Here is a 23,143-nt window from a genome sequence, read left to right as displayed (position 1 = left end):
GCGCGAGGGCGCTACGGATATCGGTCTTGCCTTGTCGACCGCGGCGAAGCTCGACCGCGACTTCCGAGCACGTGGGACAAGGTGCGCGGGCGCCACGTGCGACGCCTGTCACAAAGCTCGGCACACGGTACGCGGGCACCGTACCCTGCACTGGGCGCAACGAACGATGCCTGTCCATGCTGAACAATCCCACGGATACGCTGGCTGCAACACGTCTCAGTGAAATACCCGTCACGAGGCCAAGTCCATTCCGCACGCTCGCGGTCGTTCCTCCGATGGACGCCGTCAAGAAGCTGAGGGTGAGCCGAAGCAGGGAATCGAGGCGAGTGGTCATGACAGCGCTAACTGGCGTGCTCCCAGAGGCCCGCGGTGAGCGCGCTGCGGCACTGGGTTGTACGGGCTGGGAAATGCGGGCATCGACAAGTCAACCATCGCCGTCCGTCACAATGAGACCTACGGTGCGTGGGTGGGCATGATCCGCACAGCGCGCCGTCCGACGAGTCGACGAGCACCGGTTCGAAGTGACGCCCTTCGCTCGGCAATCGTAGGCGCCTCACTTGTTGCGGCGACTCAGCCCATCTTCCTCGGCAATGGGCTGGTATTCGCGATTGTTCTCGCAATGCTCGCACTGGGCGCGCTTGTAGTGAAGGGCAATCAACCCGTCGCGATTCCCGTCGCACTCTGCGCTTTTGTAGGCTGGGCAGTCGTGAGCATCGGGTGGAGTCGTGACCCCCGCGGAACCGTCTACGCCCTAGTAGCTTTGATCACGACTGTTGTGATGGGAATTGCATTCTCGAGGTACGGCCTACGTGCGGTCACCCGAGGCCTCCTAGGCGGGGCTATTTTCGTGCTGGTGACGTCAGTAGTGCTTGCGTGGGTGGTTCCAAGCGTAGGCAGGGTCAGCGACGCGTACGGTTTCGGAGCAATACAGGGAATCTACGATCACCGAAATACATTCGCGACCGTCATGGTCCTTGGCGCCACAATGGCGATCGCCAGACTGATGGCGGGCGAGGGCCGGGCGTTAGTGTCGCTCGTGATGATCGCTGCTTTTGCCGCCGCGACGATATCTGCGCAGTCCAGTACGGCCCTCGCAATTACCTTCGCCGTATTGGTCGTCGCACTTGGGCTCGCGGGAGCGAGCAGGATTGATGTCCGTATTTTGCGCGCGGTCTTACCGATAACCTTGATCGCCCTTCTTGGCTTTGCGGTGCCATGGGCCGTGCGCTCGCTGGACTCAATCATCGTATTTCTCGGACGCGACGAGACGCTGACCGGTCGGACGGAGATCTGGGATCTGGTCCTCGAAGCAAGTGCCGAGAGCCCCGCCGCAGGCTATGGATGGGGAGGCGTGTGGACATCTCAGGTTGGGCGATCCATTCAAGAGGCATTCGGGTATGAGGCGGCGAACTCTGCTCACAACGGATATCTCGAAGTCCTGCTTGAGGTCGGGATTGTTGGGCTGACTCTTTACGTGCTCACGGCCGCGCCCGCACTTTACCGCTCCGTGGAACTCGCCGTTTCGGATCGGCGCTTTGTCTCGTTGGCGCTGGTATTGAGCGTATTGCTCGCATACAACGTGACCGAGGCACGGGCAGTGCGACCGGTCGGCACGCTCATCCTGGCCCTTGTCGCTGCCTCAAGCCTCGGCCTCTGGCGTGTTCCGCGCCATCGAGCGCGAGCGCGCCCACACGACACTTCCCCACGACAACGCGCTGCCCCAAGCCTTCAACAGGAGACCGAGCCGTCGTCGCGACGAGGACACCTGAACGGTCGGAGGAGCGTCCGGTCTTCCGCGATGCGGAGCACAAGCTCATCGAGGCGGTTGTGAGCGCGGCGCGCGAGGTGCCGGACGGCGGCCGAAATCATCGTCCTCGGGTGGGGGGAGCAGTGCGCGCCCAGCACGAGTCAGGTCGCTCGCGGCGCGTGCGACCGTCTCTAAGAGATCTCGAGTAACTCACAGATGGGGAAGAAGTTTGAAGAAGACTGACCTTCGGGCCAGCTCCACGGAAGCAGTGCGGGTTCGGATCCTTGGCTTCCGAACGACGCCATTGCCGGCCGCTGATGTTGCGTCAATGATCTTGGCGCATGCAAGCGACTCGGCAGGTTTGACGATCGCAAACATGAACCTTCATGGAGCGTACCTATTCGAGCATGATCAGGCTTTCCGAACGTACACAGAGTCAGCCGACCTGTGCCTGATTGATGGGTGGCCGATCCTGAAACTGCTTCGCAGTCGAAGGCATCGCGCGGCGAGGTTCCGCACAGGGTCGACCGACTGGCTACAGGAGCTGCTGGACAGTGGGGTGCCCCTCACGATCGCGGCAATTGGGGGCACCGCGGAAGCAAGTGCGCTGGCAGCTGCGGCGATCAGTCGTGACTATCCTTCGATTACCTGGGTAGGTGTACCCGGATACCAGCTAGAACGGAGCGCAGAATCCATCGCGAGGGCAGTTGCCGCAGCCTCGCTCGTGCTTGTCGGAATGGGCATGCCACGGCAAGAGAGGTGGATTCTCGACAACCGGCCGCTGCTAGCAAACAAGGTCGTTGCGAACGTGGGCGGCTGTATTGACTACTTCGCGGGAACCCAAGATCTTGCTCCGCGATGGCTCGGCGCGGTCGGTCTTGAGTGGCTTTACCGACTGTCCCGCGATCCTGCGCGGCTCGCCTCTCGATACTTGCTCGAGCCTGTGAAGCTATGCGTGGCACTGATTCGCCGCCGGCTGGGCACGCGTTGACCGCCGGGAGAGAGCCTCGAGTTACCGCGGTGATACCAACGTCCGGACGCGAGACGCTTGCGCGGGCACTTGCCTCGGTGGCCAGTCAATCCGTGCCAGTCGAGGCGGTCGTAGTGTGTGACAAGCTCGACGAGAGCAGTTCGGTCGAGCAAGTCGCTCACAGGTTCGGCTTCCGCGCGATAAGCACCGCCGGGCATCAAGGCGGTGCGGAGGCAAGGAACGTTGGGGTCGCGGCTTCGACTACCGAATACGTTGCATTTCTAGACGACGATGACGCATGGCACCCGGACAAGACTCGACGACAACTCGCCTTGCTTGACGCGTCAGATGGCGCCCGTTCCGTAGCGGCTTGTCGCGCGCGGCTGATCGATCCATCGACTTCAGCCTTTCGCGTCGTTCCCGAGACCCCGTACGACAATGAACGGGACATGGCAAGTTACCTACTCGCTCGGCGTCACCTACGGCTGCGCGACAACTTCATGCAGACCAGTATGTTGATCGCGCCGAGGTCACTGCTTAGCGAACTGCCGTGGAACCAGTCCCTGCGCCGTCACCAGGACTGGGATCTCGTCATACGATGGCATCGATCAGGCGTGGTCTTTCATACTGCGCCGGAACCACTGGTTGATGTCTACCAGGCCTCCGCAGGATCGATCTCGAAGTCCGCTGATTGGCGCGCGAGCCTAGATTGGCTCGCGTCGATGGAAGCCCCGGACTCGAGGCGCGCGAGTGCGGACTTCGTGCTGAGCATAGGGCTACGTGCGGCCTTGCGCGGCAAGGACCCGCGCGGCGCAATCCAGGCTATTCGCGCGAGCGCGGTGGGTGTCCCGCACCTAGCCGCCGCTGCAATCGGACTCAGCCCCTTGTTGGAGAAAAAGAAGTGAGTCTCTGGCGCAGTCGAAGTGGTGACACGATCCGTCGCGACCTGGTTGCGACGGCCGGTAGTCGTCTCGCAGTGCTGCCAGTTTCGGCCATATCCGCATTGCTTACCGCGCGCCTTGTAGTTGAGGCCACCGGCGCTGAGCAATATGGCCTCATTAGCCTGATTGGGCAGCTGTTTCTGATGTTGCCCTTTGCGGATTTGGGCCTCGGTGTTGCCGTGGCAAGATCTCTCGCGCGACGTGGACTTACGGGCCACGACGCGCGAATTGCCATTGTAACGTTGATCCGAACCTATCGAATTCTCGTTGTGGCAGCGATGGTTGCCTGCGCAGCTTTCTTCGTCCTGGCGCGTGCTGGAACTTGGGCTGGGCTGCTGGGAGTTGAGGATGCCTACTCGGCAGAAGTAAATAAGGCAACCGCGGTATCGCTCAGCATTTTTGTGATTGCAGTTCCTCTTGGGCTCGCGCAACGAGTATTGATTGGTGCTGGAAGGACCCAGATTGTCTCGCTCGGAACGGGCATCGCCCCTGTGGCGTCGCTTCTACTGACCGTACTTTCAGTGGCGCTAGGCGTCGATAGCCTTTCTATATACGCGGTCATCCCCGCAATTGGCGTGCTAGTTCAGAATGCGTACTACTTTGTCGCAAGTTGGCGCGTTTCGATAAATCGCTACAGTGTCACGAAATTGTTGGAGAGAATCGACTATTCGCGACTTCCGCACACTCAGTTGTGGGCCTCAGCAGTCGCCGCGCTCATCCTGAGTGGCGCATACGCTGTCCAAGTTCAAAGTGGCAAGATTGTCGTCGCACACGTTGGGACTGCACTCGACCTGTCGGAGTATGCGATGGCTTCGCAGTTGTATCAACCGCTCGCCTCGGTCGTTTTTCTCACCGGAATGGCCCTCGTGAAGCCGTTTTCTGCGCGGATCCCGGCGGCAAAGGACTACTGGAGATCCGCTACGGTGCTTGGCTGCGTGGCGATCTCAGCAGGTATCGCACTGGTCCTGGCCGGGCCCTGGCTTGTGTCACTAATGAGCGGAGGGCAGGTCCCGAGCTCACTGGCGGTGCTGGGAGCGTTCGGATTTCTGCTCATGGCCCAGGCGCTCACCGGACCCGCCGCAGCAACACTCACTGACCCGCGTGGGATTAGGCAGCAGGCGTTCGCCCGCATCATTGGCCTTGCGATCTCGATCCCTGCAGCAATTGCCTTGGCCAAGACGATCGGCCCAGCAGGCCCGCCGTTGGCCGCCGGACTGGCGATCATTGTCACTGAGGTGTTGGGGCTGGCAGCCGTTGTCGCGCGCCGGCGCCGTGCGGCTTTAGTTGGTTGATTGGGAGTTCATAATAGCTCCACCCCCTGCGCGGACGCGTTGTCCGTATTCGGATTGGCATTGGCTAAATGGTGAAGGAACGGGACCACGTGAGGAAACTTCTCGTAGACAGCCGCGCGAAAGCGTTGAACTATCACTTGGCGCACAATTGCGGGGCGCCTGGCTGGGCGGTCGTACCTGCACCCGGCGTTCCTTTCTCAAGGCTTCCGAGTCGGCGTCTGCGCCACTATCATGCGGCCTACGCGCCGCTCCGGCCGCAGAACGGTGAGTTGTTGCACCTCTGGAATCGCATTCGAATTGGCGGTCGAGGACCATGGGGTGTCACGTTCGAGAGTAGATTGCCAAGGGTTGCAGATGACAATCCAGGTTTGCGCAAGAGGTTGTTGGAGATTCTCGTCAGCGACACCGACCTAAAATTCCTTGTTCCGCTCTCGTCCTATGCCCATATGCGGTTTCGACGGGCGCTCGTTGACTTGGAGTTGGAGCTATCGCGTGACGTGCAGGTGGGTATCATCCCTCCGGCTGTGCGTCCAGCATCTCCGGCGGGTCCGGCACGGCGCCACAATAAAGATCGGCGCATCCGCTTGGTCTTCGTTGGCAATGATTTCTTCAGGAAGGGAGGCGAGGCGGTGTTACGTACATACCGTGAACTTTCCCCGGAACTTCCTCTGGACCTGACCGTGGTGAGCCCAGTCCAAGTCGGTGACTACGCCGCGCCTCATCGTAATGCAACGGATGTAGCCCGCTTGCGTGAGTTGTTGACATCGACCGGCGGAATTTCTTACTTCCCATCGGCCCCACACCCAAAGGTTCTTCAGTTGCTGCAAGCAGCAGACATGGCGGTTCTGCCTTCGCTCGCCGACACGTATGGCTATTTCGCGGCGGAAGCCGCAGTCCATGGTGTCCCGGTGGTGCACACGAATATTCAGGCTTTGCCGGAGATAGTTGGCGGCCACGGGTGGCAACTGGAGCTGCCACTCGACGGAAATTCCGAGTGGGCTGGCATTGGGCAGGGCCCCGACCACTATGAGGATGCGATCGTCGGGCTCTCGGTACAACTGGCTGACGCGATCCGGCGCTATGCTGCAGACCCGGACTATTGGTGGGAAAGAAGGACCGAAGTGGCAAGCATACAGGCGGTGCGTTTCGGTGCGAATCGCTTTCAGAAACTCAGTGAGTTCTACGCCTTGGCGTCAGGCAAGTGACCGGGGATCCACCCTGGACCTCCTACGCCAGGCTGCGCGGCGTGGCGAGCGCGAGGCTCGTGGCGGGTTCGGCCGGCGCGTCCAAGCCGTCCGCGAGTTTGATTGGCCGCTTACTACGCTGCATGCCTTTGGGGGGCACTGGCGCACTGGGGCGGCTTGGATGAATCGCGTCGGTCACAGGCGACGGCTCGCGGCGTTCTTTGAGAACATTGGCCGAGACTTTGTCCTCAATATCCTCGTGAGTTCGCCATTGCTGCCGAGGCCCATGCGGCCGCGTGCGTTGCGGCTGCTTGGCATGGAAGTAGGTGACTGCAAGATCTCGCCTCGTTGTTGGTTTTCCGGTCGCGATGTCTCTATCGGTCGTGAAACGTTCATTAACTACAATGTTCGCTTTGACGCTACAGCTCGCGTTGGCATAGGCGATAAGGTTCTCGTCGGAATGGGTGTGAGCTTCATTACGGCTACGCACGAAATCGCTGATTCGTCTTGCCGCGGGGGTCGGGTAGTTAGTGCGCCCGTGACCATCGAGGATGGTTGTTGGATCGGGGCAAATGTGACAATTCTGCCTGGTGTGACAGTTGGCGCGGGTTCGGTAATAGCGGCTGGTGCCGTCGTGGTCTCGACTCTTGCACCTAATGGATTGTACGGGGGAGTGCCCGCAAGGCTAATTAGGGAACTGCCCTGACGCGGTTGCGGGTTCCTGGGGTCCCGTTGAAAGTCGAGATACTAGTTCCCCACTTCCAGGGCCTTCTCGTAGAAGCGTGCGTGAGCCGCCGCCACGGACTGCCAGTTCCGTGCTCGAGACGTTGCTCCGACCTGACTTGGCTCACGCGCCGGCCGTCGGCGATGGCGCATCCGGTGTACCTGGGGTGATGGTTGGTGCTTAGTGCGTTTTCACGCACTAAGGCGTGGGCGTCTAGGGTCTCGGTGTGGCGTTCATCAGGCGGGTGCGGACCGCGTCGGGAGCGACGGCGGTCCAGATCGCCGAGTACGCCGGCGGGCGGCAGCGGATTGTGCGTCATGTCGGGTCGGCGCATACGGAAGCCGAGCTGGGGATCCTGCTTGAGCAGGCCGGCCAGCTGCTCGGCGATCCCGATCAGGGCGCGCTCGAGTTCGACGTCACCCCCACCCCGCTGGTCGCGGACCTCGTGAGTCCGCGACGCGACGACCTTGTTGACGTGGAGCCGCGCAGCACGGCGGCGCGTCGTGATGGGTCTGGTCGGGTCGTCGGCACCGACTCGCGCCTGCTGTTCGACGTCCTGGCCCGCGTGTACGCGTCCTTGGGGTTCGACGCCGTCGACGACGACGTGTTCCGCGACCTGGTGATCTCACGAATCGTGGAACCGACCTCGCTGCTCGATACCGGGCGCGTGCTCACGGACTTGGGGCGCACGCCGGCGTCGTACGCGACGATGAAGCGCACCCTAGGTAGGTCGATGGCGGGCGCCTACCGCGACACGATCGCCGCCGCCTGCTTCACCCACGCGATGAACGCCGGCGACATCTCGCTGGTGCTCTATGACGTCACGACGTTGTACTTCGAAGCAGAGAAGGAAGACGGCCTCCGCAAGGTCGGCTACTCGAAAGAGCGTCGCGTCGACCCGCAGGTCGTCGTCGGACTCCTCGTCGACCGCAACGGCTTCCCGCTCGAGATCGGATGCTTCGAAGGCAACAAGGCCGAGACCCTCACCCTGGTGCCGATCGTGCGCCAGTTCCAACAGCGCCACGGCCTGGCCGAGATCGTCATCGTCGCCGACGCCGGCATGCTGTCCGCGACGAACCTGCGCGAGCTCGACGACGCAGGGCTGAACTTCATCGTCGGGTCCCGCGTCACGAAGGCACCAGTGGACCTGGAGTCCCACTTCCGGTGGCACGGCGACGCCTTCGTTGACGGGCAGGTCATCGACACCATCACCCCACGCACCGGGCATGCTCGCAAGGACGGCGCATCGAACCCGCTGGTCAAGGCCGAACCCATCTGGAACGCCGACCACCACGAGCGGTCGTGGCGGGCCGTGTGGGCGTACTCCGCCAAGCGCGCCGTGCGCGACAACCGCACCCTGACACTGCAAGAGCAGCGCGCTCGTGACGTCGTGTCCGGTGACAAGGCCACACGTACGCCCCGCTTCGTGAAGACGACCAACGGCGCACGCCGACTCGACGAAGCGTCGCTAGCTCGTGCACGGCGACTGGTCGGACTCAAGGGCTACGTCACGAACATCCCCGCCGAGCTCATGCCCGCCCGTGAGGTCATGACCAGCTACCACGCGCTATGGAACGTCGAGCAGTCGTTCCGGATGTCGCAGACCGACCTGCGCGCCCGGCCCATGTTCCACCACACCCGCGATGCGATCGAAGCGCACCTGACCATCGTGTTCACCGCCCTGGCCGTCAGCCGCGAGATCCAAGCCCGCAGCGGACTCGCGATCCGCAACGTCATCCGTCAACTACGGCCGCTACGGTCCGCGACCATCGCGATCAACGGCACCGAACAGACCTTCACACCCGAGATCCCCGAAGCCGAGCAAGCCATCCTCGACGCCCTCGAGCGAGCCTGAACTCACGCACTAAGCGAATGAGCCAACTCAGGGGCGTTCTTTGAGAACATTGGCCGAGACTTTGTCCTCAATATCCTCGTGAGTTCGCCATTGCTGCCGAGGCCCATGCGGCCGCGTGCGTTGCGGCTGCTTGGCATGGAAGTAGGTGACTGCAAGATCTCGCCTCGTTGTTGGTTTTCCGGTCGCGATGTCTCTATCGGTCGTGAAACGTTCATTAACTACAATGTTCGCTTTGACGCTACAGCTCGCGTTGGCATAGGCGATAAGGTTCTCGTCGGAATGGGTGTGAGCTTCATTACGGCTACGCACGAAATCGCTGATTCGTCTTGCCGCGGGGGTCGGGTAGTTAGTGCGCCCGTGACCATCGAGGATGGTTGTTGGATCGGGGCAAATGTGACAATTCTGCCTGGTGTGACAGTTGGCGCGGGTTCGGTAATAGCGGCTGGTGCCGTCGTGGTCTCGACTCTTGCACCTAATGGATTGTACGGGGGAGTGCCCGCAAGGCTAATTAGGGAACTGCCCTGACGCGGTTGCGGGTTCCTGGGGTCCCGTTGAAAGTCGAGATACTAGTTCCCCACTTCCAGGGCCTTCTCGTAGAAGCGTGCGTGAGCCGCCGCCACGGACTGCCAGTTCCGTGCTCGAGACGTTGCTCCGAAGGTTGGCTGACTGTGGTTGAGTATTTGAGAGGCCTGCTGATGATCAAGGTTGCCGTCCCAAACTCGGATCCAGTCGCTGCCGAACTCACGTACGAGCGCATCTGCGTAGTTTCCTGATTTCAGCGCTACGGGACGCTCAAGCGTCAGCGCAAGAAAGATGATCCCCGAGTTGTATAGGTTCGTGTACGGTACAAACACCACATCGGCGTCATTTACTAGCTTCGCAAGCTCCGGATCGCTTAGGCGGTGCCCCGTGATCTCAATTCGGGCTTGCTGATTGTGCGCTTGGATCTCAAGTTCACGTTGGTACACGGCGTCGGTCGCTGCCCCCGCGATTTTGAGTTCGGCTTTGCTCAATTCTCCAACCCCAGCAATGACTTCCTCGAAGTTGCGGTATCGCGTTAGTGACCCGAGGCAAAGCGCGCGGGACTGGCCCGGCGGATCGCTCGGCGTATGACCGATTCGCTCCATCCACGGTCGGTAATCTGGGTGTCCGATAACCGAATCTCTGGGCCCCATATTTTCGCGATCCAACTCGTTGAGCCAGATTCTCGCTGTAGTTATCGAATCTAGGCGCGCAATGGCCCGGCGAACGGAAGCGGAGGAACCGTTGTGCGGCTCGAGATTGTGAACCGTCCGGACGACGGTCTTGGACCTGGCACGCAGTGCTAGGAATCCTAACGCGAACAGAATCCGTATCGCGATCTGCGCGGCGCTATTTCGGTGAACGACTAGCCATTCCGGCCAGTGCACATGAAAGATGTCATAGCGGCCGAAGATAAGAGTCCGCCAGCTAAAAGGAATATATTCGACTTCCGCTGACTGCTGCGTTAGATCGAAGATATAGGGGTTCTGCTCGTAGTGGCGCTCACGGGTATCGAGTAGAACACTTAGCATGCCGAAGATCCTACTCACCGGATTGGCCCAAGGTCCGCATCGATGTCTGGCCGGCCGAACGTTCGGTCCAGTCAAGGGAGTGCGCTTGGTGCGCAACCGGTGACGTCCCGTGGGGTGGTGGACTTTCCGGCGGGGTCTTCGGTGTCGTAGACGCTGAGGAGCCATCGTGCGATGGTCAGTGAGAACTGTCTAGGAATCTCACGGAAGGACACAACGCACGATGGCTCTTGACCAGTCTGCCCTGCTCGAGCTGCTCGGGGAACTCAAACTCACCGAGGTCAGCGACCGGATTCGCGTCGCGACCGAGACGCTCTATCAAGAATTGATCGATGCGGAAGCGGCCGCGTTCATCGGTGCCGCCCCGTACCAGCGCACCGAGGCCCGCACCACGCAACGCAACGGCTCCCGCATGCGCACCCTGACCACGACCGCCGGTGAGCTCGATCTGCGGATCCCGAAGCTGCGCACGGGCTCGTTCTTCCCGTCGCTGTTGGAACGCCGCCGCCGGATCGACCAGGCCCTGTTCGCGGTCGTGATGGAGGCCTACGTCCACGGCGTATCGACCCGCAAGGTCGATGACCTGGTCAAGGCCCTCGGCGCGGACACCGGGATCTCGAAGTCCGAGGTGTCACGCATCTGCGCTGATCTGGATGAGGACGTCGCCGCGTTCCGCGACCGACCCCTGTCGGATCAGGCTTATCCGTACGTGTTCCTCGACGCGACGTACTGCAAAGCCCGGGTCGGCCGGCGGGTCGTGTCCCAAGCGATCGTGGTCGCGGTGGGTGTGGCCGCGGACGGACGGCGTGAGGTGCTCGGCTTCGACGTCGGCGATACCGAGTCCCAGCCGTTCTGGACCGAGTTCCTGCGCTCATTGAAGGCCCGCGGGCTGGGCGGGGTGCAGCTGGTGATCTCTGACGCGCACACCGGGCTCATCGCGGCGATCCACACTGTGATGCAGGGCGCGAGCTGGCAGCGATGCCGGGTCCACTTCATGCGCAACGTCCTCGCGAATGTTCCGAAGGCGGCGGGGTCGATGGTCGCGTCCATCATCCGCACGATCTTCGCCCAACCCGACCGTGAGCACGTCCACGCCCAGTTCGACGAGGTCGTGACGATGCTCACCCGTTCGCATCCCAAGATCGCCGACATGCTCGAGGCGGCCCGTGACGACTTGCTCGCGTTCACGGCGTTCCCGTTTCCGCACTGGCGTCAGATCTGGTCCACGAACCCGCTCGAGCGGGTCAACAAGGAGATCAAGCGCCGCACCGACGTCGTCGGCACGTTCCCCAACCCCGCCGCGCTGCTTCGCCTGGCCGGGCACGTCCTGATCGAGCAACACGACGAATGGGACGGTGCCGACCGCCGCTACTTCAGCGAGCACTCCATGGCACTGCTCCTAGCCGAACCCGAGGAGGTAGCCATCCCCGAACTCACCGCTGCATAATCAGAACGACTGACCCGCACGGTGTCGAGAAACTCCACCACACAGCGGGACGTCACCTGCGCAACCTAGCGGTCTGGGTGAGTCCCGAGCTCGCCCGTTCGTGGCGGCGCTGACATGCCCAATGTGTGTGCAGTGGCAGCCATCGGTCGCAACTCCGTGACCTGTGAGTGGTCGCACCGGCCCCCGGTTGAGCGCTTGCACGAGGTGCTTCGCATTGCGCCTACACTTGCTCCCACTGCGACTTTAGGGCGAGGGAATTGATGGAACTCGACGACTATCTTCGCGTGCTCCGCACGCATTGGGTCGCGATACTGCTCGCGGCCGCGTTGGGCGGGGCGGCTGCGTTCGGCTGGACCCTCACACAGCCCAAGGTCTACGCCGCCACAGGTTCGGCCATCATCACGACCGGTGCGAGCCAGGACCTCGGCAGTGCGCTGGTAGGTGACAACTATGCGAAGTCCCGGGTCAAGAGCTACCTCGACATCGCGAAGTCCCGCAAGGTCGCCGAGTACGCAGTCGCGGAACTCGATCTCGATTCGAGCCCGGACGGACTGGTCGCCCGTGTGACGGTCTCTAACCCGCTCGACACGGCCGTCCTTCGCGTGGCGGCGAACGGCTCGACCCCAGAAGAGGCGCGTGACCTGGTTGAGGCCTGGATCTCCGGCATGACGCAGGCTGTCGCTGACATCGAGAACTCCGGGGCCGGCGGGGGTGACGCTGAGTCGGTTGTCGCTCTCCAGACTCTCGACAGCGCAGTGCTTCCTGGCGCGCCCTCCAGCCCCAACGTCAAGCTCGCCGTGGCACTCGGGTTGCTTGTCGGCCTCGCTCTCGGCGTCGGCTATGCGCTGATCAAGTCCACGCTCGACCGGCGTCTGCGCAAGCCTGAGGACGTGGAGCGCGAGTTTGACATCCCCGTCTTGGGGGCGCTGCCTTACGACGACGCGATCGCCAAGAACGGCGTCGCGAACGCGAAGTCCGACTTCGCCATGTCCGAGGCCATTCGCCAGGTCCGCACCAACTTGCAGTTCATGGACGTCGACAATCCGCCGCGCGTGATCGTCGTCACCAGCTCACTCCCTGGCGACGGCAAGTCGACCACCATCATCAAGCTTGCCGAGGCCGTCGCCGAGTCCGGCCGTGACGTCGTGCTGATCGATGCTGACCTGCGCCGTCCCACGGTCGCAAAGAACCTCGGCCTCGGCGCGGACGCAGGCCTCACCGACGTGCTCGTCGGTCGCGCTCGCGCCCAGGACGTGCTTCAGCCGTACGGCGACACCGACCACTTCTACGTGCTCGCTTCGGGGGCGATCCCGCCGAACCCGTCCGAGCTGCTCGCCTCCGATGCGATGCACAAGCTCCTCTACAGTTTCCCGACGGACGCGCTGATCCTCATCGACACGCCGCCGCTTATCCCTGTGACGGACGCCGCAGTGCTCACCGCGCGCACCGACGGCGCGCTCGTGGTCGCGGCCTCGGGGCGCACCACCATCGACGTGCTCGACCGCGCGCTGCAGAACTTGGACCGTGTCAATGGGCGTGCGCTCGGCATCATCGTCGATGCAATGCCGCGCAAGGGTGCCTACAAGGACGCTTACGCGTATGCGTACGACTACTCAACCGAGGGCGACCGCAAGCGCGGCAAGAACGACACCGATGCACAGTCCAGCGTGACGCCCCCACCCGCGCGGGGCGACCTTGCCTGGGACCACGTCGCCAGCGCAGACGCACCCGCCGAACACCCGCGAGCCTGACATGCCGTGGGAGTCCGGGATCGCATTCCGCGTCCTGATCGTCGACGCCACCAACACCGGGCGCTCGGTGGTGGGGGAGCGGCTGCTGCGCAAGCACCTCTGGGCGCGCGGCGTGGGAGCAGACCGGATCCGCATCACCTCGGCTGGGCTCAACGCCGAAGACGGCGCGGCCATGCAGGACCTCGCGCGCGAAGTCATCCTCGAGCAGGGCGGCAGCGTCCAGGGTTTCAGGGCGCGCTCGCTCAGCGACGCGATGGTCGAGTCGACCGATCTCTTCGTGGTCGGTACGGGCATCGAGCGTGACGAGCTGGTCCGCCGGCACCCGCGCGCACTGGGCCGTTCCTTCACCATGTCCGAGTTCGCGCACCTCTATGATGGCCTGAGCATGATCGCGCCGCTGCGCGAGCACGCCGCCATCCTCGAGCGCACGCGGCGTCGTCATGACCTGCCCTCCGACTGGGAGCTGCCGCCGTGGGAGCGGCTCGAGGACCGCGCCCACGCGGTCGGCGAGCGGATCAACGAGGCGACCATGTGGATCGCCGACCTCTGGGCGGCGATGGCGCCGCCACATCAGGTGGTGGCGTCCGGCTCGGATGGCGACTCGGCGACGTGCCTGGTCGACGCGTTCGGCGTGACGGTCGCGGTCCATTGCGAGGGCTCGGAGCGCGAGGCGCTCGCAGCGGCGGGCCACCGCGCCTGGGGACGGTGCGTGATCCCGGACGGCGAGCCCGAGGCCCGCGTCGACGTGATGGTCGACCGTGATCCCGAAGTGCTCGCTGAGGCCCGCAGTCGCGGTGTGCTGGCGTATCCCGACGTCGAGCGGGCGCTGCACTACCTGTCCTCCGCGGTGACGGTGCGGGCGATCGAGCAGCGCGTGGGATCGCTTGTGATGCTCCATGCGGCCGGACTCGCCTCGCCCGACGGCGACGTCGTCGGCTTCATCGCACCCTCGGGCACGGGCAAGACCACGTTGTCGCGCACTCTCGGTGCCCACTACGGCTATGTCACCGACGAGACCCTCGCGATCGATGTGGGCCGCACCGTGCTGCCGTACCCGAAGCCGCTGTCCGTGCTCGACGGTACGAGCCCCACCAAGGAACAGTGGGGGCCCGAGTCGCTCGACCTCATGTCTCCGCCATCGGGGCGGCTGCGTTTGGTGCGCCTCGCCCTGGTGGAGCGGGATGCCTCGGTCGGGTCGGACCCGGTGGTTGAGGAGCTGCCGCTGCTGCACGGTCTCGCTCACCTGGCCGAGCAGGTGTCCTACCTGTCCCGGCTGCCGCAGAAGCTGCACACGCTCGCGGACCTGGTCGAGTCGATCGGTGGCCTGGTCCGGATCCGATACGCCGAGTCGCGCGACCTTCTGCCGCTCATGCCGACCCTTTTCGAAGGGGCGCGATGACCGACATGCTGGTGGACGAGGCTACCGACCCGTACAGGCTTCCGGACGATGCGGTGGTCCGGTCCGCATGGGATGACGCCCTTGAGCGAGGCGGCGAGATGCTCGTCCTGGCCGGTAACGACGTCACGCTGCTGTCGCCGGTGGCGACCGAGGCGGTGCTTGCGTCGCGACGCGGGATCACGGTCGCGGACCTGGGCCGACGGCTCGTGCTCGAGTTCGGGGAGCCCGGCGCGGTCGACCCGAGCGACATGGCCCGCGACATCATCACGGTGCTGGTCTCGCGAGGCGTGATGACGGTGGACTCGCCCGAGTGAACGCCGCGCTCGCGACCGCGGATGCCGTGCCGCTTGCGCACGCGCTCGCGGTCGAGGTCGCGCGGCGGGCCGGGATCCGCGTGCTGGTGATCAAGGGCCCGAGCGCCGCCGCGCATGGCCTCCGAGCGGAGCGCGTCAGCGCCGACGCCGACGTGATGGTGTCTCCAGATGGATTCGGCACGTACGTCGAGGCGCTGCAACGGTACGGCTGGCATGAGCGGCCAGCCGGGGACGGCATCGGTCCGAAGGCGATTCACTCGGTGACGTTGATCCACGACGCGTGGCCATGCGACATCGACGCGCACGTCCAGTTCCCCGGCTTCCTTGCGCAGCAGCAGCAGCAGGTGTTCGACGAGCTCTGGTCCCGGCGCCAGCCGTTGACGCTCGCGGGCGTCGAGATCGACATGGTCGACCGGTCCGGCGCGATCCTCATCGCCGCACTACACGCGCTGAGGACACCGGCGCAGACGCCGCGCCACGCTGCCGAGATCCGGCGACTCGTGGATGAGGTGCTGCCGGGGCTCGACGACCATGACCGTGCCGACGTGGTGGCGCTCGCGATCGCGGCGGGCGCGGCGGACACGGCGCGGCCAGTGCTGGAGCGCCTCGGGGTCGACTTGCCAACGGCGACGCCTTACGGCGCAGACCCCGCGCTCGACGCCTGGCGCGCACGTGTGGGTGGGCGTGGGGAGACCACGGCTCAATGGATGATCCTGATCGGTCGAACAAGATGGCGGGCGAAGCCCGGCATGGTTGCCCGCATGATCTGGCCGCGCGAGGCCGAGTTTCGACGCGTCCATCCCGAGGTTCCCCCCGGCCGCGGTTCGGCTATCCACGGCCGGTGGGCGCGCATCGTCCGCGGCCTGCGTGCCGCCCCGCGCGCTCTCTGGGGCCGCGTGCTGGCCCGTCGTGGTGTGACGGACGCGTCGATCCTCGACGGAGACCTGCGATGACCGGCGAACTCAGCCGCGCGTCCGGGATCGCCGAGGTGCTCCATGACGAGTACGCGGTGGTGCTGAACCTCCCACGCATCGAGGCGCAGCAGGTGCCGCACCTGTTCGAGGGGTCGTCGTTCGAGATCTGGGCACGGATCGACGGCACGCGGGACGTGGACGCGATCGTGGACGAGCTCGCGGAGGCGTATGGGATCGACGCCGGCGAGATCGCGGCCGATGTCGAGGCGTTCGTCGTCGCGTTGATAGAACTGGGACTCGTCTCCCGAGACTGATATGCGTGGCTCTTCACAGATCGCATGTCGCTCGCTAGCCTCCATGACAGCGTCTGGGTTACTGGGGGGTCACTCATGGCAAGACGGCGTCAGCGCTCCTACACGCCGATGGGGCATCGTCACTGGCTGGTGCGCGAGCACGGTGGGATGCCGGGCTGGGCGATCATCGTCTCGATCACGGTGGTGGTGGTGATGCTCACCTACGCGGCGATGAACGCCGCATGATTCCTGCGCGTTGAGTAACTTCCGCGTTAACTGTGTGGTCAATGGCGCCGGGTGCCGCTACTCTCAGGGCAAACGCGTCCGCTGAGGGGCGCGCTCATGAGCACTGAGGGGTACTTCATGACTGTCGAGTCGACCAACGCTCGGTCGGGTGCGGGGATCTCGCGTCGCCGCCTGGTGCAGGGTGCCGCGTGGGCCACGCCTGCGGTACTTATCGCTACCGCGGCGCCGGCGTTCGCCGGTTCGGACCCCCTGATGACGCCGCTCTTCGGTGTTGTCGGGAACTCGGGAAAGCAAACGATTACAGGTTCGGGTGGCACTGCGGCCTCGGCCCGCACCGTAACTGCGACAGTTCAGCGCGTGGACAACAACTCGACGTACGCCATCACCCGCACGGAGATTCGGATCGAATTCCAGCGATTCAACCGCAACGGCAACACCTGGGTGGCGCCTTCGTGGGTGATTGCGGGCGACGGCTGGTCCGAGGTGACAACGGAGACCCGCCAGGCCTCGGATGGCAAGCAGACAGCGCCAGTCGACGGCGTCCTGATTGTCCGCTACAACGGTCCTCTGGCAGACGACGCCGTGACGAGCGGTGTTTCGGTCGCCTTCACCAACGTCGGCACGATTGCTCTCGCTCGCGTGCAGGGACAGTACGGCGGCACCAACACCATGCCGTCCGTGAACCTCTCGCCCGCCACCTAACGTAGCCAGCTCGGTGCCCTTGCCGCGTCGAACACTCGTGGAACGGCGCCAACGCGTACACCTCGCGCACGTTTGGTGCGCCTCGTATCTCCTATGACGCTGTAATCTAGCCTTCCGCGGTGCTCGCTGAGGGGCGCCGCTAGTTGAGGAAGATAGGTCGCCCCCCATGACCATTCAGAAGGACTCCGTGCGCTCCGGCGCTGTCTCGCGCCGCCGCATCGTCCAGGGCATGGCGTGGTCCGCGCCTGCGGTGCTCATCGCGACGGCCTCGCCCGCTGCTGCAGCCTCGCCCGCCGTCACCGGCGGGCTGGTGCTCGCGGGAGTGTCTGCGATCCAAGACACGACCACCTTCACAGTTAGGGCGACCGCCGCGTATGTCGGCGACGGTGCACCTCAGGCGGACCACCCTGTTTCGCTGGTGAAGGTGCGTATCGCTGTCCCGGCGGCGCGGCTCGGCTCCGGTACGCCGTCGACCTCGAGCGCCGGCTGGGCATACGAGTCCACCGAGGCGCAGGTCGGCGCCACGCGCACGGTCGTATTCGCGTGGACGGGTGACGTCACCGCCGCTGCACCCACCGCGCCTCTCGTCGCAAGCATCCCCAAGACGACCGACCGCACCGCCACGTCGCTCACCGTGCGCGCGGCGGGCACGTCCAACACCGCCTCGGTGCAGTCGAGCGACACGACCGCTCCGGTCGGTGCCTACTCGGTCCTTGCTTGGAACTACGGGCCCCAAGGCGATGTCGGGGGAAGCGGGAACACCCGCTACACGAACCTCCAGGGCGCGATCCTCGCGAACCCCTCGGACAACACTGCCAGCATCGTCGGTCTCGCTGCTTACGTCACCGTGGCGACCAACACGCTCGGTGCGGGCACCCCGCAGGTGGCGGCGTGGACCAGCGCGTGGTCCTACGCGGACTCGACGGTCGACACCGCCGCAGGTACCACCACCTTCCGATTCCCGCTCGTTGCAGGCACCCTGGCTCCGTCGTACAACGCGACGCAGTTCGTGTTCATGATTCCGAGAGTCGCGAACGCGAACAAGAACAACCCGGTCGCCTTCACGCTCAAGTTCCGTGGTACCTCGCCGACCGCGAGCGGCGCGGTCACCGAGCTCCCTGGGACCACCTCGGTCTAGCAGACTGGCGGCGGCCCCACGGGGCCGCGCCGCCTCGCGCGCTTACCGAACCACCGCCACGCCCTCCTCGACCTTCGCGAGGATGGCGCGCACCGCATCGTCCAGGCCTGACCCCTCGACTAGGAAGCCGTCGTGGCCCACCTCCGAGTGGAGCAGCGTGACGCCCTCGCAACGGGGGAGCGCCGCGGCCAGCCGCTCCGAGTCGCTGAGCGGGTAGAGCCGGTCGGAGTCGATCGCGACCACCAGCGCCTCGCCCTCGTAACGGGACAGCGCGGCCTCGACGCCGCCGCGGCCGCGGCCCACGTCGTGGGTGTTGATCGCGTGCAGCATCCGCAGGTAGGTGTTCGCGTCGAAGCGGCGCGCGAGCTTGTCCGCGTGGTGGTCCAGGTAGGACTCGACCGCGAAGATCCCCTCCGGTCGCAGCACGTCCCCGTCCTGCGCGTCGCGCCCGAACCGCGCGTTGAGCTCCGGCCCCGACCGGTAGGTGGTGTGCGCGATCGCCCGCGCGATCCCGAGCCCCGTGTGCGGGCCCTCGCCGGGAGCGGCGTCGTAGTAGTCGCCGTCGCGGAAGTGCGGGTCCAGCCGGATGGCCGCGCCCTGCGTCGCGTGCCACGCGATCTGGTCCGCCGTGGTGGCGGCCGTCGCGCCGATCGCTCCGATCGCGCGCACGCGCTCGGGGAAGCTGGCGGCCCACTCGACCGCGCGCATCCCGCCCATCGACGGCCCGATCACCAGCGCCCACGCGTCGATCCCGAGGTGGTCGGCGAGGCGGGATTCGGCGACCACCATGTCGTGCAGCGTGACGTACGGGAACTGCGAGCCCCACGGCCGCCCGTCCTCCGGGTGCGGGTGCGCCGGCCCCGTGGAACCCTGGCATCCACCCAGCACGTTCGCGCTCACCACGAAGTACCGGTCCGTGTCGATCGGCTTGCCCGGGCCCACGAGCCCGTTCCACCAGCCGCCCGTGAGGTGGCCCTCGGCGCGCTCGCCGGCCACGTGGCTGTCGCCCGTGAACGCGTGCGCCACGTAGACCGCGTTGGTCGCGTCGGCGTTGAGGGTGCCCCACGTCTCGTACGCGAGGGTCGCCTCGATGCCGCCGCGCGGGTCAGCCTCGAGCGGCAGCCACCCCAGGTCCAGGAACCTCCGGTTCCCGGGGTGGTCGCCCGGGCGCCAGGCGGACGATGCGGGGATCGGCTTGGGCGTCCGGCCCACCGGATCCCACGCGGTCTCGACGTGGTCGCTCACGAGGCGACCGCCGCATCGTCCCTCTGGGCGGCCGTGGCCGCCGCGGCCTCGAAGCCGGTGCCGAGGTCGCCGAGGATGTCGTCGATGTGCTCGATCCCGACGGCGAGGCGGACCAGGCCGGGGGTGACGCCGGCCGCGCGCTGCTGCGACTCCGTGAGCTGCGAGTGCGTGGTGGTGGCGGGGTGGATGGCGAGCGAGCGGACGTCGCCGATGTTCGCGACCAGGGAGTGCAGCTCGAGCGCGTCGACGAAGGCCTGGCCCGCCTCCTTGCCGCCGCGGATCTCGAATGCGAGGACCGCGCCGCCGCCCTTGGGCGCGTACTTGCGCTGGAGGTGGTGCCACGGGCTGCTGCTCAGCCCGCTGTACGCGACCGATTCGACCTGGGGGTGGCCCTCGAGGAAGTCGGCGACCTTCTTGGCGTTCTCGACGTGGCGCTCGACGCGGAGGGAGAGGGTCTCGATGCCCTGCGCGATGAGGAACGCGTTGAACGGGCTGATGGCCGCGCCCGTGTCGCGCAGGAGCTGGACGCGGGCCTTGAGGATGTAGGCGAGGTTGGCGCCGAGGGGGCTTTCTACGCCGAGGTCGCGCGCGTAGGTGAGGCCGTTGTAGCTCGGGTCGGGGGAGTTGAAGCCCGGGAAGCGGTCGGGGTGCTGCGCGTAGTCGAACGTGCCCGCGTCGACGATCACGCCGCCGATCGCGGTGCCGTGCCCGCCCAGGTACTTGGTGGCGGAGTGGGTGACGATGTCGGCGCCCCACGCGATGGGGTTGATGAGGTACGGGGAGGCGACGGTGTTGTCGACGATGAGGGGGATGCCGTGTGTGTGGGCGACGGCGGCGACGGCCTCGATGTCGAGGAGGTCCTGCTTGGGGTTGGAGATCGACTCGCCGAAGAAGGCCTTGGTGTTGGGGCGGATTGCTCGGGCCCATTCCTGCGGGTCGTCGGGGTTGTCGACGAAGGTGACCTCAATGCCGAACCGGGGGAGCGTGTGCTGGAACAGGTTGTACGTGCCGCCGTAGAGGGACGGGCTGGCGACGATGTGGTCTCCGGCCTGCGCGAGGTTCTGGATCGCGAGGGTGTTGGCGGCGGATCCGGAGGCGACGAGGAGGGCGCCGACGCCTCCCTCGAGTGCCGCGATGCGATTCTCGACGGCCTCGGTGGTGGGGTTGCCCAGGCGGGTGTAGATGGGGCCGAGCTCGCCGAGCGCGAAGCGGGCCGCCGCCTGGTGGGTGTCCTCGAAGACAAAGCTCGTCGTTTGGTAGATGGGGAGGGCGCGGGCGCCGGTCTCCGCGTCGGGGGTCTGGCCGGCGTGGATCTGGAGGGTCTCGAAGGCGTAGGCGGGGTTGGTCATGATGGCTCCTGGGTGTCTGGATCTTTGTCTGGGTTGGACTCGGATCCGCATCCCGGAGTCAGGTGGCACCGGCCGCCGGGCGTGCAAGCGCGCCGACCGCCCGCAACCCTCAGGGATGCGGTGCGACACGCGCGGTGTGTGCTGCGGGGGCTCCTAGGGCCTCACTCGCAGGCTGCCCCCGTGTGGAGGCACGCCGAACGTGCGCTGGTCAGCGACACATTCGACGGAACATGGGTGTGACCCTAGGGCGAGGTGGGGGAGGAGCGCAACCCCACCCTCCAATCCGTTCCGCACGGTCTGGTGGGCGACGCGCGGGGCCCGGCCCGCGCATCGTCCCTTCTGGGCGGCGTGTCGCGGCGCGGACCGTGCGCAGCGAACTGCCTGCTAATGTCCGCAGCAGGCGCTCGCGGTCGCGGGCGCGCGGCGGTCGGGTCATCTGGGGGCGGATGTGATGCTTGCTGGTCTTGGTCGAGTGGCTGTGGGTGGTGCCGCGTGCGTCGCCGCCGCCGCGCTCGCGGGGTGCGCGCCGACCGCGTGGGTCGGACCGGCGTCGACCAGCGCGCCGGCGGCGGCACCCTCGTCGATGCCGTACGTGACCCACACCTCGGATGCCGGTGTCACGGTCCGCGGCCCGGTTGAGATTCGCGGCGTGGAGCGTGGGTGGAACTTGGCGGGCGACGACGGCGCCGCCGAGCCGCGCGCCGATTCTGTGATGACGACGGTCGCATGCCAAGGAGACCCCGTGCTCACCGCCGTCGAAACCGCGACGACGATCACGTTGACGCTCATCAGCACCGAGGTGCTCGAGGGGCCCGAGCTCATGTGCGCGAGAATTACGACCGTAGAGCTTGACGCTCCGGTCGGTGATCGGACCATCATCGACGCGTTCACGGGGGAGGCGGTACCGGACATCCGCGGTTTCGATTGACCCGCGGCGGGCGACGGGGAGTGAGCGGCGCTTACTGGAGCGCAAGCGACGCCGTCGTTGAAGCTCGCGCACCGAGAGCGACTCTCATGCGCAACAGGCGAGTGATGTGCTAGTGCCGGCAGGGGCATCTCGCTACGCTGACGATCAGCCAGGTAAGGCCTGGACAACGAGTCATTCGCGGTAGCGAAATCTGCTGGGGGATCAATGCAATCGAAGACGATGTGGCGACACGTGGCCGTCGCCACTTTGATGGCTACCGCGACGATCGCGGCTGTCGCACCAGCGAGTGCAGCGACACCGGATCCGGACACTTTCGTGATGTCCGTCGCGAAAGCCGCAGCAGCGGAAGTGAAGCGCGTCACCGGTGAGACGCTGCCACTGGTGCTCCAGAGGGGAAGCGTCGCCGCCAAGGTCCCGACGATGCAGTCTTACGTTCAGGTGCCCGGATACGCGGTGACAAGCGAGGGCTGGGGCGGCTCGCTGTCGACGAAGGCGAATAGCGTTTACGTCTCTACGCTCGACAAGAAGCTGCGCGCGCGAGGCCTGACCAGGATTGTGACCAAGGTCGGCGCCAGAGAGACTTCGCTGTACAAGGGCAACGGGCTCGTGTGTGGCATCAATGCCCCTTTGCCTATCGCGTGCGCCACGGCGAAGCGTGCGACATCGGTCATCAAGGGTGTGAAGCCACTGCTGCAGAAGATGCACGAGCAGCGAGGCATGTTGTACGCAAGAGAGTGGATCCTTGATTCGACCACCCGCGCGAGCTCCTACCAGGGGTACGCGTCACGTGACCTGCGCATCATGGCTCTCGGCGCGTACAGCGGCTCGTCCACGGCGCTGTACTACAAGTCACCGACATCCGTGTGGCGCTTCGCATGGGCAGGCAAGGCCGAGTTCCCTCCGTGCGAGAAGATGTGGGCCCCGAATGCGAGGTACAAAGCCTTTTACGGCGAGGCGTGCGAGTACAACGGCAGCACGTACATCGTCGGCGCAGTCGCCTGATCAGCGCACCAAGAACGAAGCCCTGAACCGGCGCCGGTTCAGGGCTTCGTTCTTGGTGCTTGCTGAGTCGCCTTGGTGGCGGGGTGGCGGATCTCAACCCGTGCGCAGCGAACTCGGGGACGGGGCTGAACCCGCGCATCGTCCCGCTGCCG

General features: G+C 65.3%; 23 protein-coding genes. 19 read left to right on the top strand and 4 right to left on the bottom strand.

Going from position 1 to position 23,143, the window contains the following annotated elements; genetic code table 11:
• The first annotated feature begins 706 nt into the window (after nt 1–706).
• From AOM05_RS14255 to AOM05_RS13970, 5 genes are all read left to right on the top strand, one after another.
• Nucleotides 707–1,831 carry an O-antigen ligase family protein gene (locus AOM05_RS14255; RefSeq protein ID WP_169746747.1) on the top strand — a complete coding sequence of 375 codons (1,125 nt, stop codon included), beginning with the start codon at nt 707–709 and terminating at the stop codon, nt 1,829–1,831.
• Nucleotides 1,832–2,015: 184 nt separating this feature from the next.
• Nucleotides 2,016–2,738, top strand: coding sequence for a WecB/TagA/CpsF family glycosyltransferase (locus AOM05_RS14735; protein WP_500778343.1), 723 nt, complete (start codon nt 2,016–2,018; stop codon nt 2,736–2,738).
• Complete coding sequence (locus AOM05_RS13975; protein ID WP_082097426.1) at nt 2,699–3,622, top strand: glycosyltransferase family 2 protein; 924 nt, start codon at nt 2,699–2,701, stop codon at nt 3,620–3,622. The genes AOM05_RS14735 and AOM05_RS13975 overlap by 40 nt, the downstream gene beginning before the upstream one ends.
• Nucleotides 3,619–4,950: a polysaccharide biosynthesis protein gene (locus AOM05_RS14250; RefSeq protein ID WP_156165142.1), complete on the top strand. Its 1,332-nt coding sequence runs from the start codon at nt 3,619–3,621 to the stop codon at nt 4,948–4,950. Before AOM05_RS13975 ends, AOM05_RS14250 begins: the two co-directional genes overlap by 4 nt.
• A 368-nt stretch (nt 4,951–5,318) precedes the next feature.
• Entirely contained in the window at nt 5,319–6,155 is an 837-nt protein-coding gene (locus tag AOM05_RS13970; RefSeq protein WP_169746744.1) for a glycosyltransferase, read from the top strand.
• 22 nt (nt 6,156–6,177) lie between these two features.
• Here AOM05_RS13970 and AOM05_RS14615 read toward each other — a convergent pair whose 3' ends face one another.
• Entirely contained in the window at nt 6,178–6,624 is a 447-nt protein-coding gene (locus AOM05_RS14615) for a hypothetical protein (RefSeq protein ID WP_228373273.1), read from the bottom strand.
• Between AOM05_RS14615 and AOM05_RS14610 the strand changes: the two genes are divergently transcribed.
• The 3 genes from AOM05_RS14610 to AOM05_RS14730 all read left to right on the top strand — a co-directional run bounded on the left by AOM05_RS14610 (nt 6,595) and on the right by AOM05_RS14730 (nt 9,238).
• A complete protein-coding gene (locus AOM05_RS14610; protein WP_228373270.1) occupies nt 6,595–6,840 on the top strand; it encodes an acyltransferase in 246 nt (81 codons plus the stop codon). The genes AOM05_RS14615 and AOM05_RS14610 overlap by 30 nt on opposite strands.
• A gap of 244 nt (nt 6,841–7,084) precedes the next feature.
• Complete coding sequence (locus tag AOM05_RS09750; RefSeq protein ID WP_062521702.1) at nt 7,085–8,713, top strand: IS1634 family transposase; 1,629 nt, start codon at nt 7,085–7,087, stop codon at nt 8,711–8,713.
• A gap of 105 nt (nt 8,714–8,818) precedes the next feature.
• Nucleotides 8,819–9,238, top strand: coding sequence for an acyltransferase (locus AOM05_RS14730; protein WP_082097423.1), 420 nt, complete (start codon nt 8,819–8,821; stop codon nt 9,236–9,238).
• Between the two features lie 41 nt (nt 9,239–9,279).
• On the opposite strand, the gene AOM05_RS14245 is transcribed toward AOM05_RS14730, so the two are convergent.
• Entirely contained in the window at nt 9,280–10,266 is a 987-nt protein-coding gene (locus AOM05_RS14245) for a glycosyltransferase family protein (RefSeq protein WP_156165141.1), read from the bottom strand.
• Between the two features lie 220 nt (nt 10,267–10,486).
• On the opposite strand from AOM05_RS14245, the gene AOM05_RS09745 reads away from it, so the two are divergent.
• The 9 genes from AOM05_RS09745 (at nt 10,487) to AOM05_RS09710 (ending at nt 18,467) form a co-directional block, all read left to right on the top strand.
• On the top strand, nt 10,487–11,710 hold the full coding sequence (locus tag AOM05_RS09745) for an IS256 family transposase (RefSeq protein WP_062521701.1): 1,224 nt from the start codon (nt 10,487–10,489) through the stop codon (nt 11,708–11,710).
• A gap of 260 nt (nt 11,711–11,970) precedes the next feature.
• Nucleotides 11,971–13,461 carry a tyrosine-protein kinase domain-containing protein gene (locus AOM05_RS09740; RefSeq protein WP_062521700.1) on the top strand — a complete coding sequence of 497 codons (1,491 nt, stop codon included), beginning with the start codon at nt 11,971–11,973 and terminating at the stop codon, nt 13,459–13,461.
• Nucleotide 13,462: 1 nt separating this feature from the next.
• Nucleotides 13,463–14,860 carry an arsenate reductase/protein-tyrosine-phosphatase family protein gene (locus tag AOM05_RS09735; RefSeq protein WP_062521698.1) on the top strand — a complete coding sequence of 466 codons (1,398 nt, stop codon included), beginning with the start codon at nt 13,463–13,465 and terminating at the stop codon, nt 14,858–14,860.
• Complete coding sequence (locus AOM05_RS09730; protein WP_062521695.1) at nt 14,857–15,174, top strand: hypothetical protein; 318 nt, start codon at nt 14,857–14,859, stop codon at nt 15,172–15,174. The genes AOM05_RS09735 and AOM05_RS09730 overlap by 4 nt, the downstream gene beginning before the upstream one ends.
• Nucleotides 15,171–16,127, top strand: coding sequence for a nucleotidyltransferase family protein (locus tag AOM05_RS09725; protein ID WP_062521693.1), 957 nt, complete (start codon nt 15,171–15,173; stop codon nt 16,125–16,127). The genes AOM05_RS09730 and AOM05_RS09725 overlap by 4 nt, the downstream gene beginning before the upstream one ends.
• Complete coding sequence (locus tag AOM05_RS14415; RefSeq protein ID WP_062521691.1) at nt 16,124–16,402, top strand: PqqD family protein; 279 nt, start codon at nt 16,124–16,126, stop codon at nt 16,400–16,402. Before AOM05_RS09725 ends, AOM05_RS14415 begins: the two co-directional genes overlap by 4 nt.
• Before the next feature lie 75 nt (nt 16,403–16,477).
• The gene (locus tag AOM05_RS14240; protein ID WP_156165140.1) at nt 16,478–16,627 is read left to right on the top strand and encodes a hypothetical protein; all 150 of its coding nucleotides are present in this window, start codon (nt 16,478–16,480) and stop codon (nt 16,625–16,627) included.
• Between the two features lie 117 nt (nt 16,628–16,744).
• Nucleotides 16,745–17,329: a hypothetical protein gene (locus AOM05_RS14600; protein WP_228373254.1), complete on the top strand. Its 585-nt coding sequence runs from the start codon at nt 16,745–16,747 to the stop codon at nt 17,327–17,329.
• 166 nt (nt 17,330–17,495) lie between these two features.
• Nucleotides 17,496–18,467, top strand: a complete 972-nt coding sequence (locus tag AOM05_RS09710; protein ID WP_062521686.1) for a hypothetical protein — start codon at nt 17,496–17,498, stop codon at nt 18,465–18,467.
• A 42-nt stretch (nt 18,468–18,509) separates the two neighbouring features.
• Here the strand turns inward: AOM05_RS09710 and metX are convergent, their stop codons facing one another.
• A complete protein-coding gene (gene metX, locus AOM05_RS09705) occupies nt 18,510–19,712 on the bottom strand; it encodes a homoserine O-acetyltransferase MetX (protein WP_082097421.1) in 1,203 nt (400 codons plus the stop codon).
• Nucleotides 19,709–21,061, bottom strand: coding sequence for a bifunctional o-acetylhomoserine/o-acetylserine sulfhydrylase (locus AOM05_RS09700; protein WP_062521684.1), 1,353 nt, complete (start codon nt 21,059–21,061; stop codon nt 19,709–19,711). Before AOM05_RS09700 ends, metX begins: the two co-directional genes overlap by 4 nt.
• Before the next feature lie 583 nt (nt 21,062–21,644).
• Between AOM05_RS09700 and AOM05_RS09695 the strand changes: the two genes are divergently transcribed.
• Nucleotides 21,645–21,989, top strand: a complete 345-nt coding sequence (locus tag AOM05_RS09695) for a hypothetical protein (RefSeq protein WP_062521682.1) — start codon at nt 21,645–21,647, stop codon at nt 21,987–21,989.
• A 231-nt stretch (nt 21,990–22,220) separates the two neighbouring features.
• Nucleotides 22,221–22,991, top strand: a complete 771-nt coding sequence (locus AOM05_RS09690; RefSeq protein WP_156165137.1) for a hypothetical protein — start codon at nt 22,221–22,223, stop codon at nt 22,989–22,991.
• The last annotated feature ends 152 nt before the right edge of the window (nt 22,992–23,143 follow it).

Origin of the sequence: Demequina silvatica, assembly GCF_000971215.1 — a bacterium.
GTDB classification, from domain to species: domain Bacteria; phylum Actinomycetota; class Actinomycetes; order Actinomycetales; family Demequinaceae; genus Demequina; species Demequina silvatica.
The sequence above is the reverse complement of the archived record's forward strand: the minus strand, read 5'-3'. Positions and strand labels throughout refer to the sequence as shown.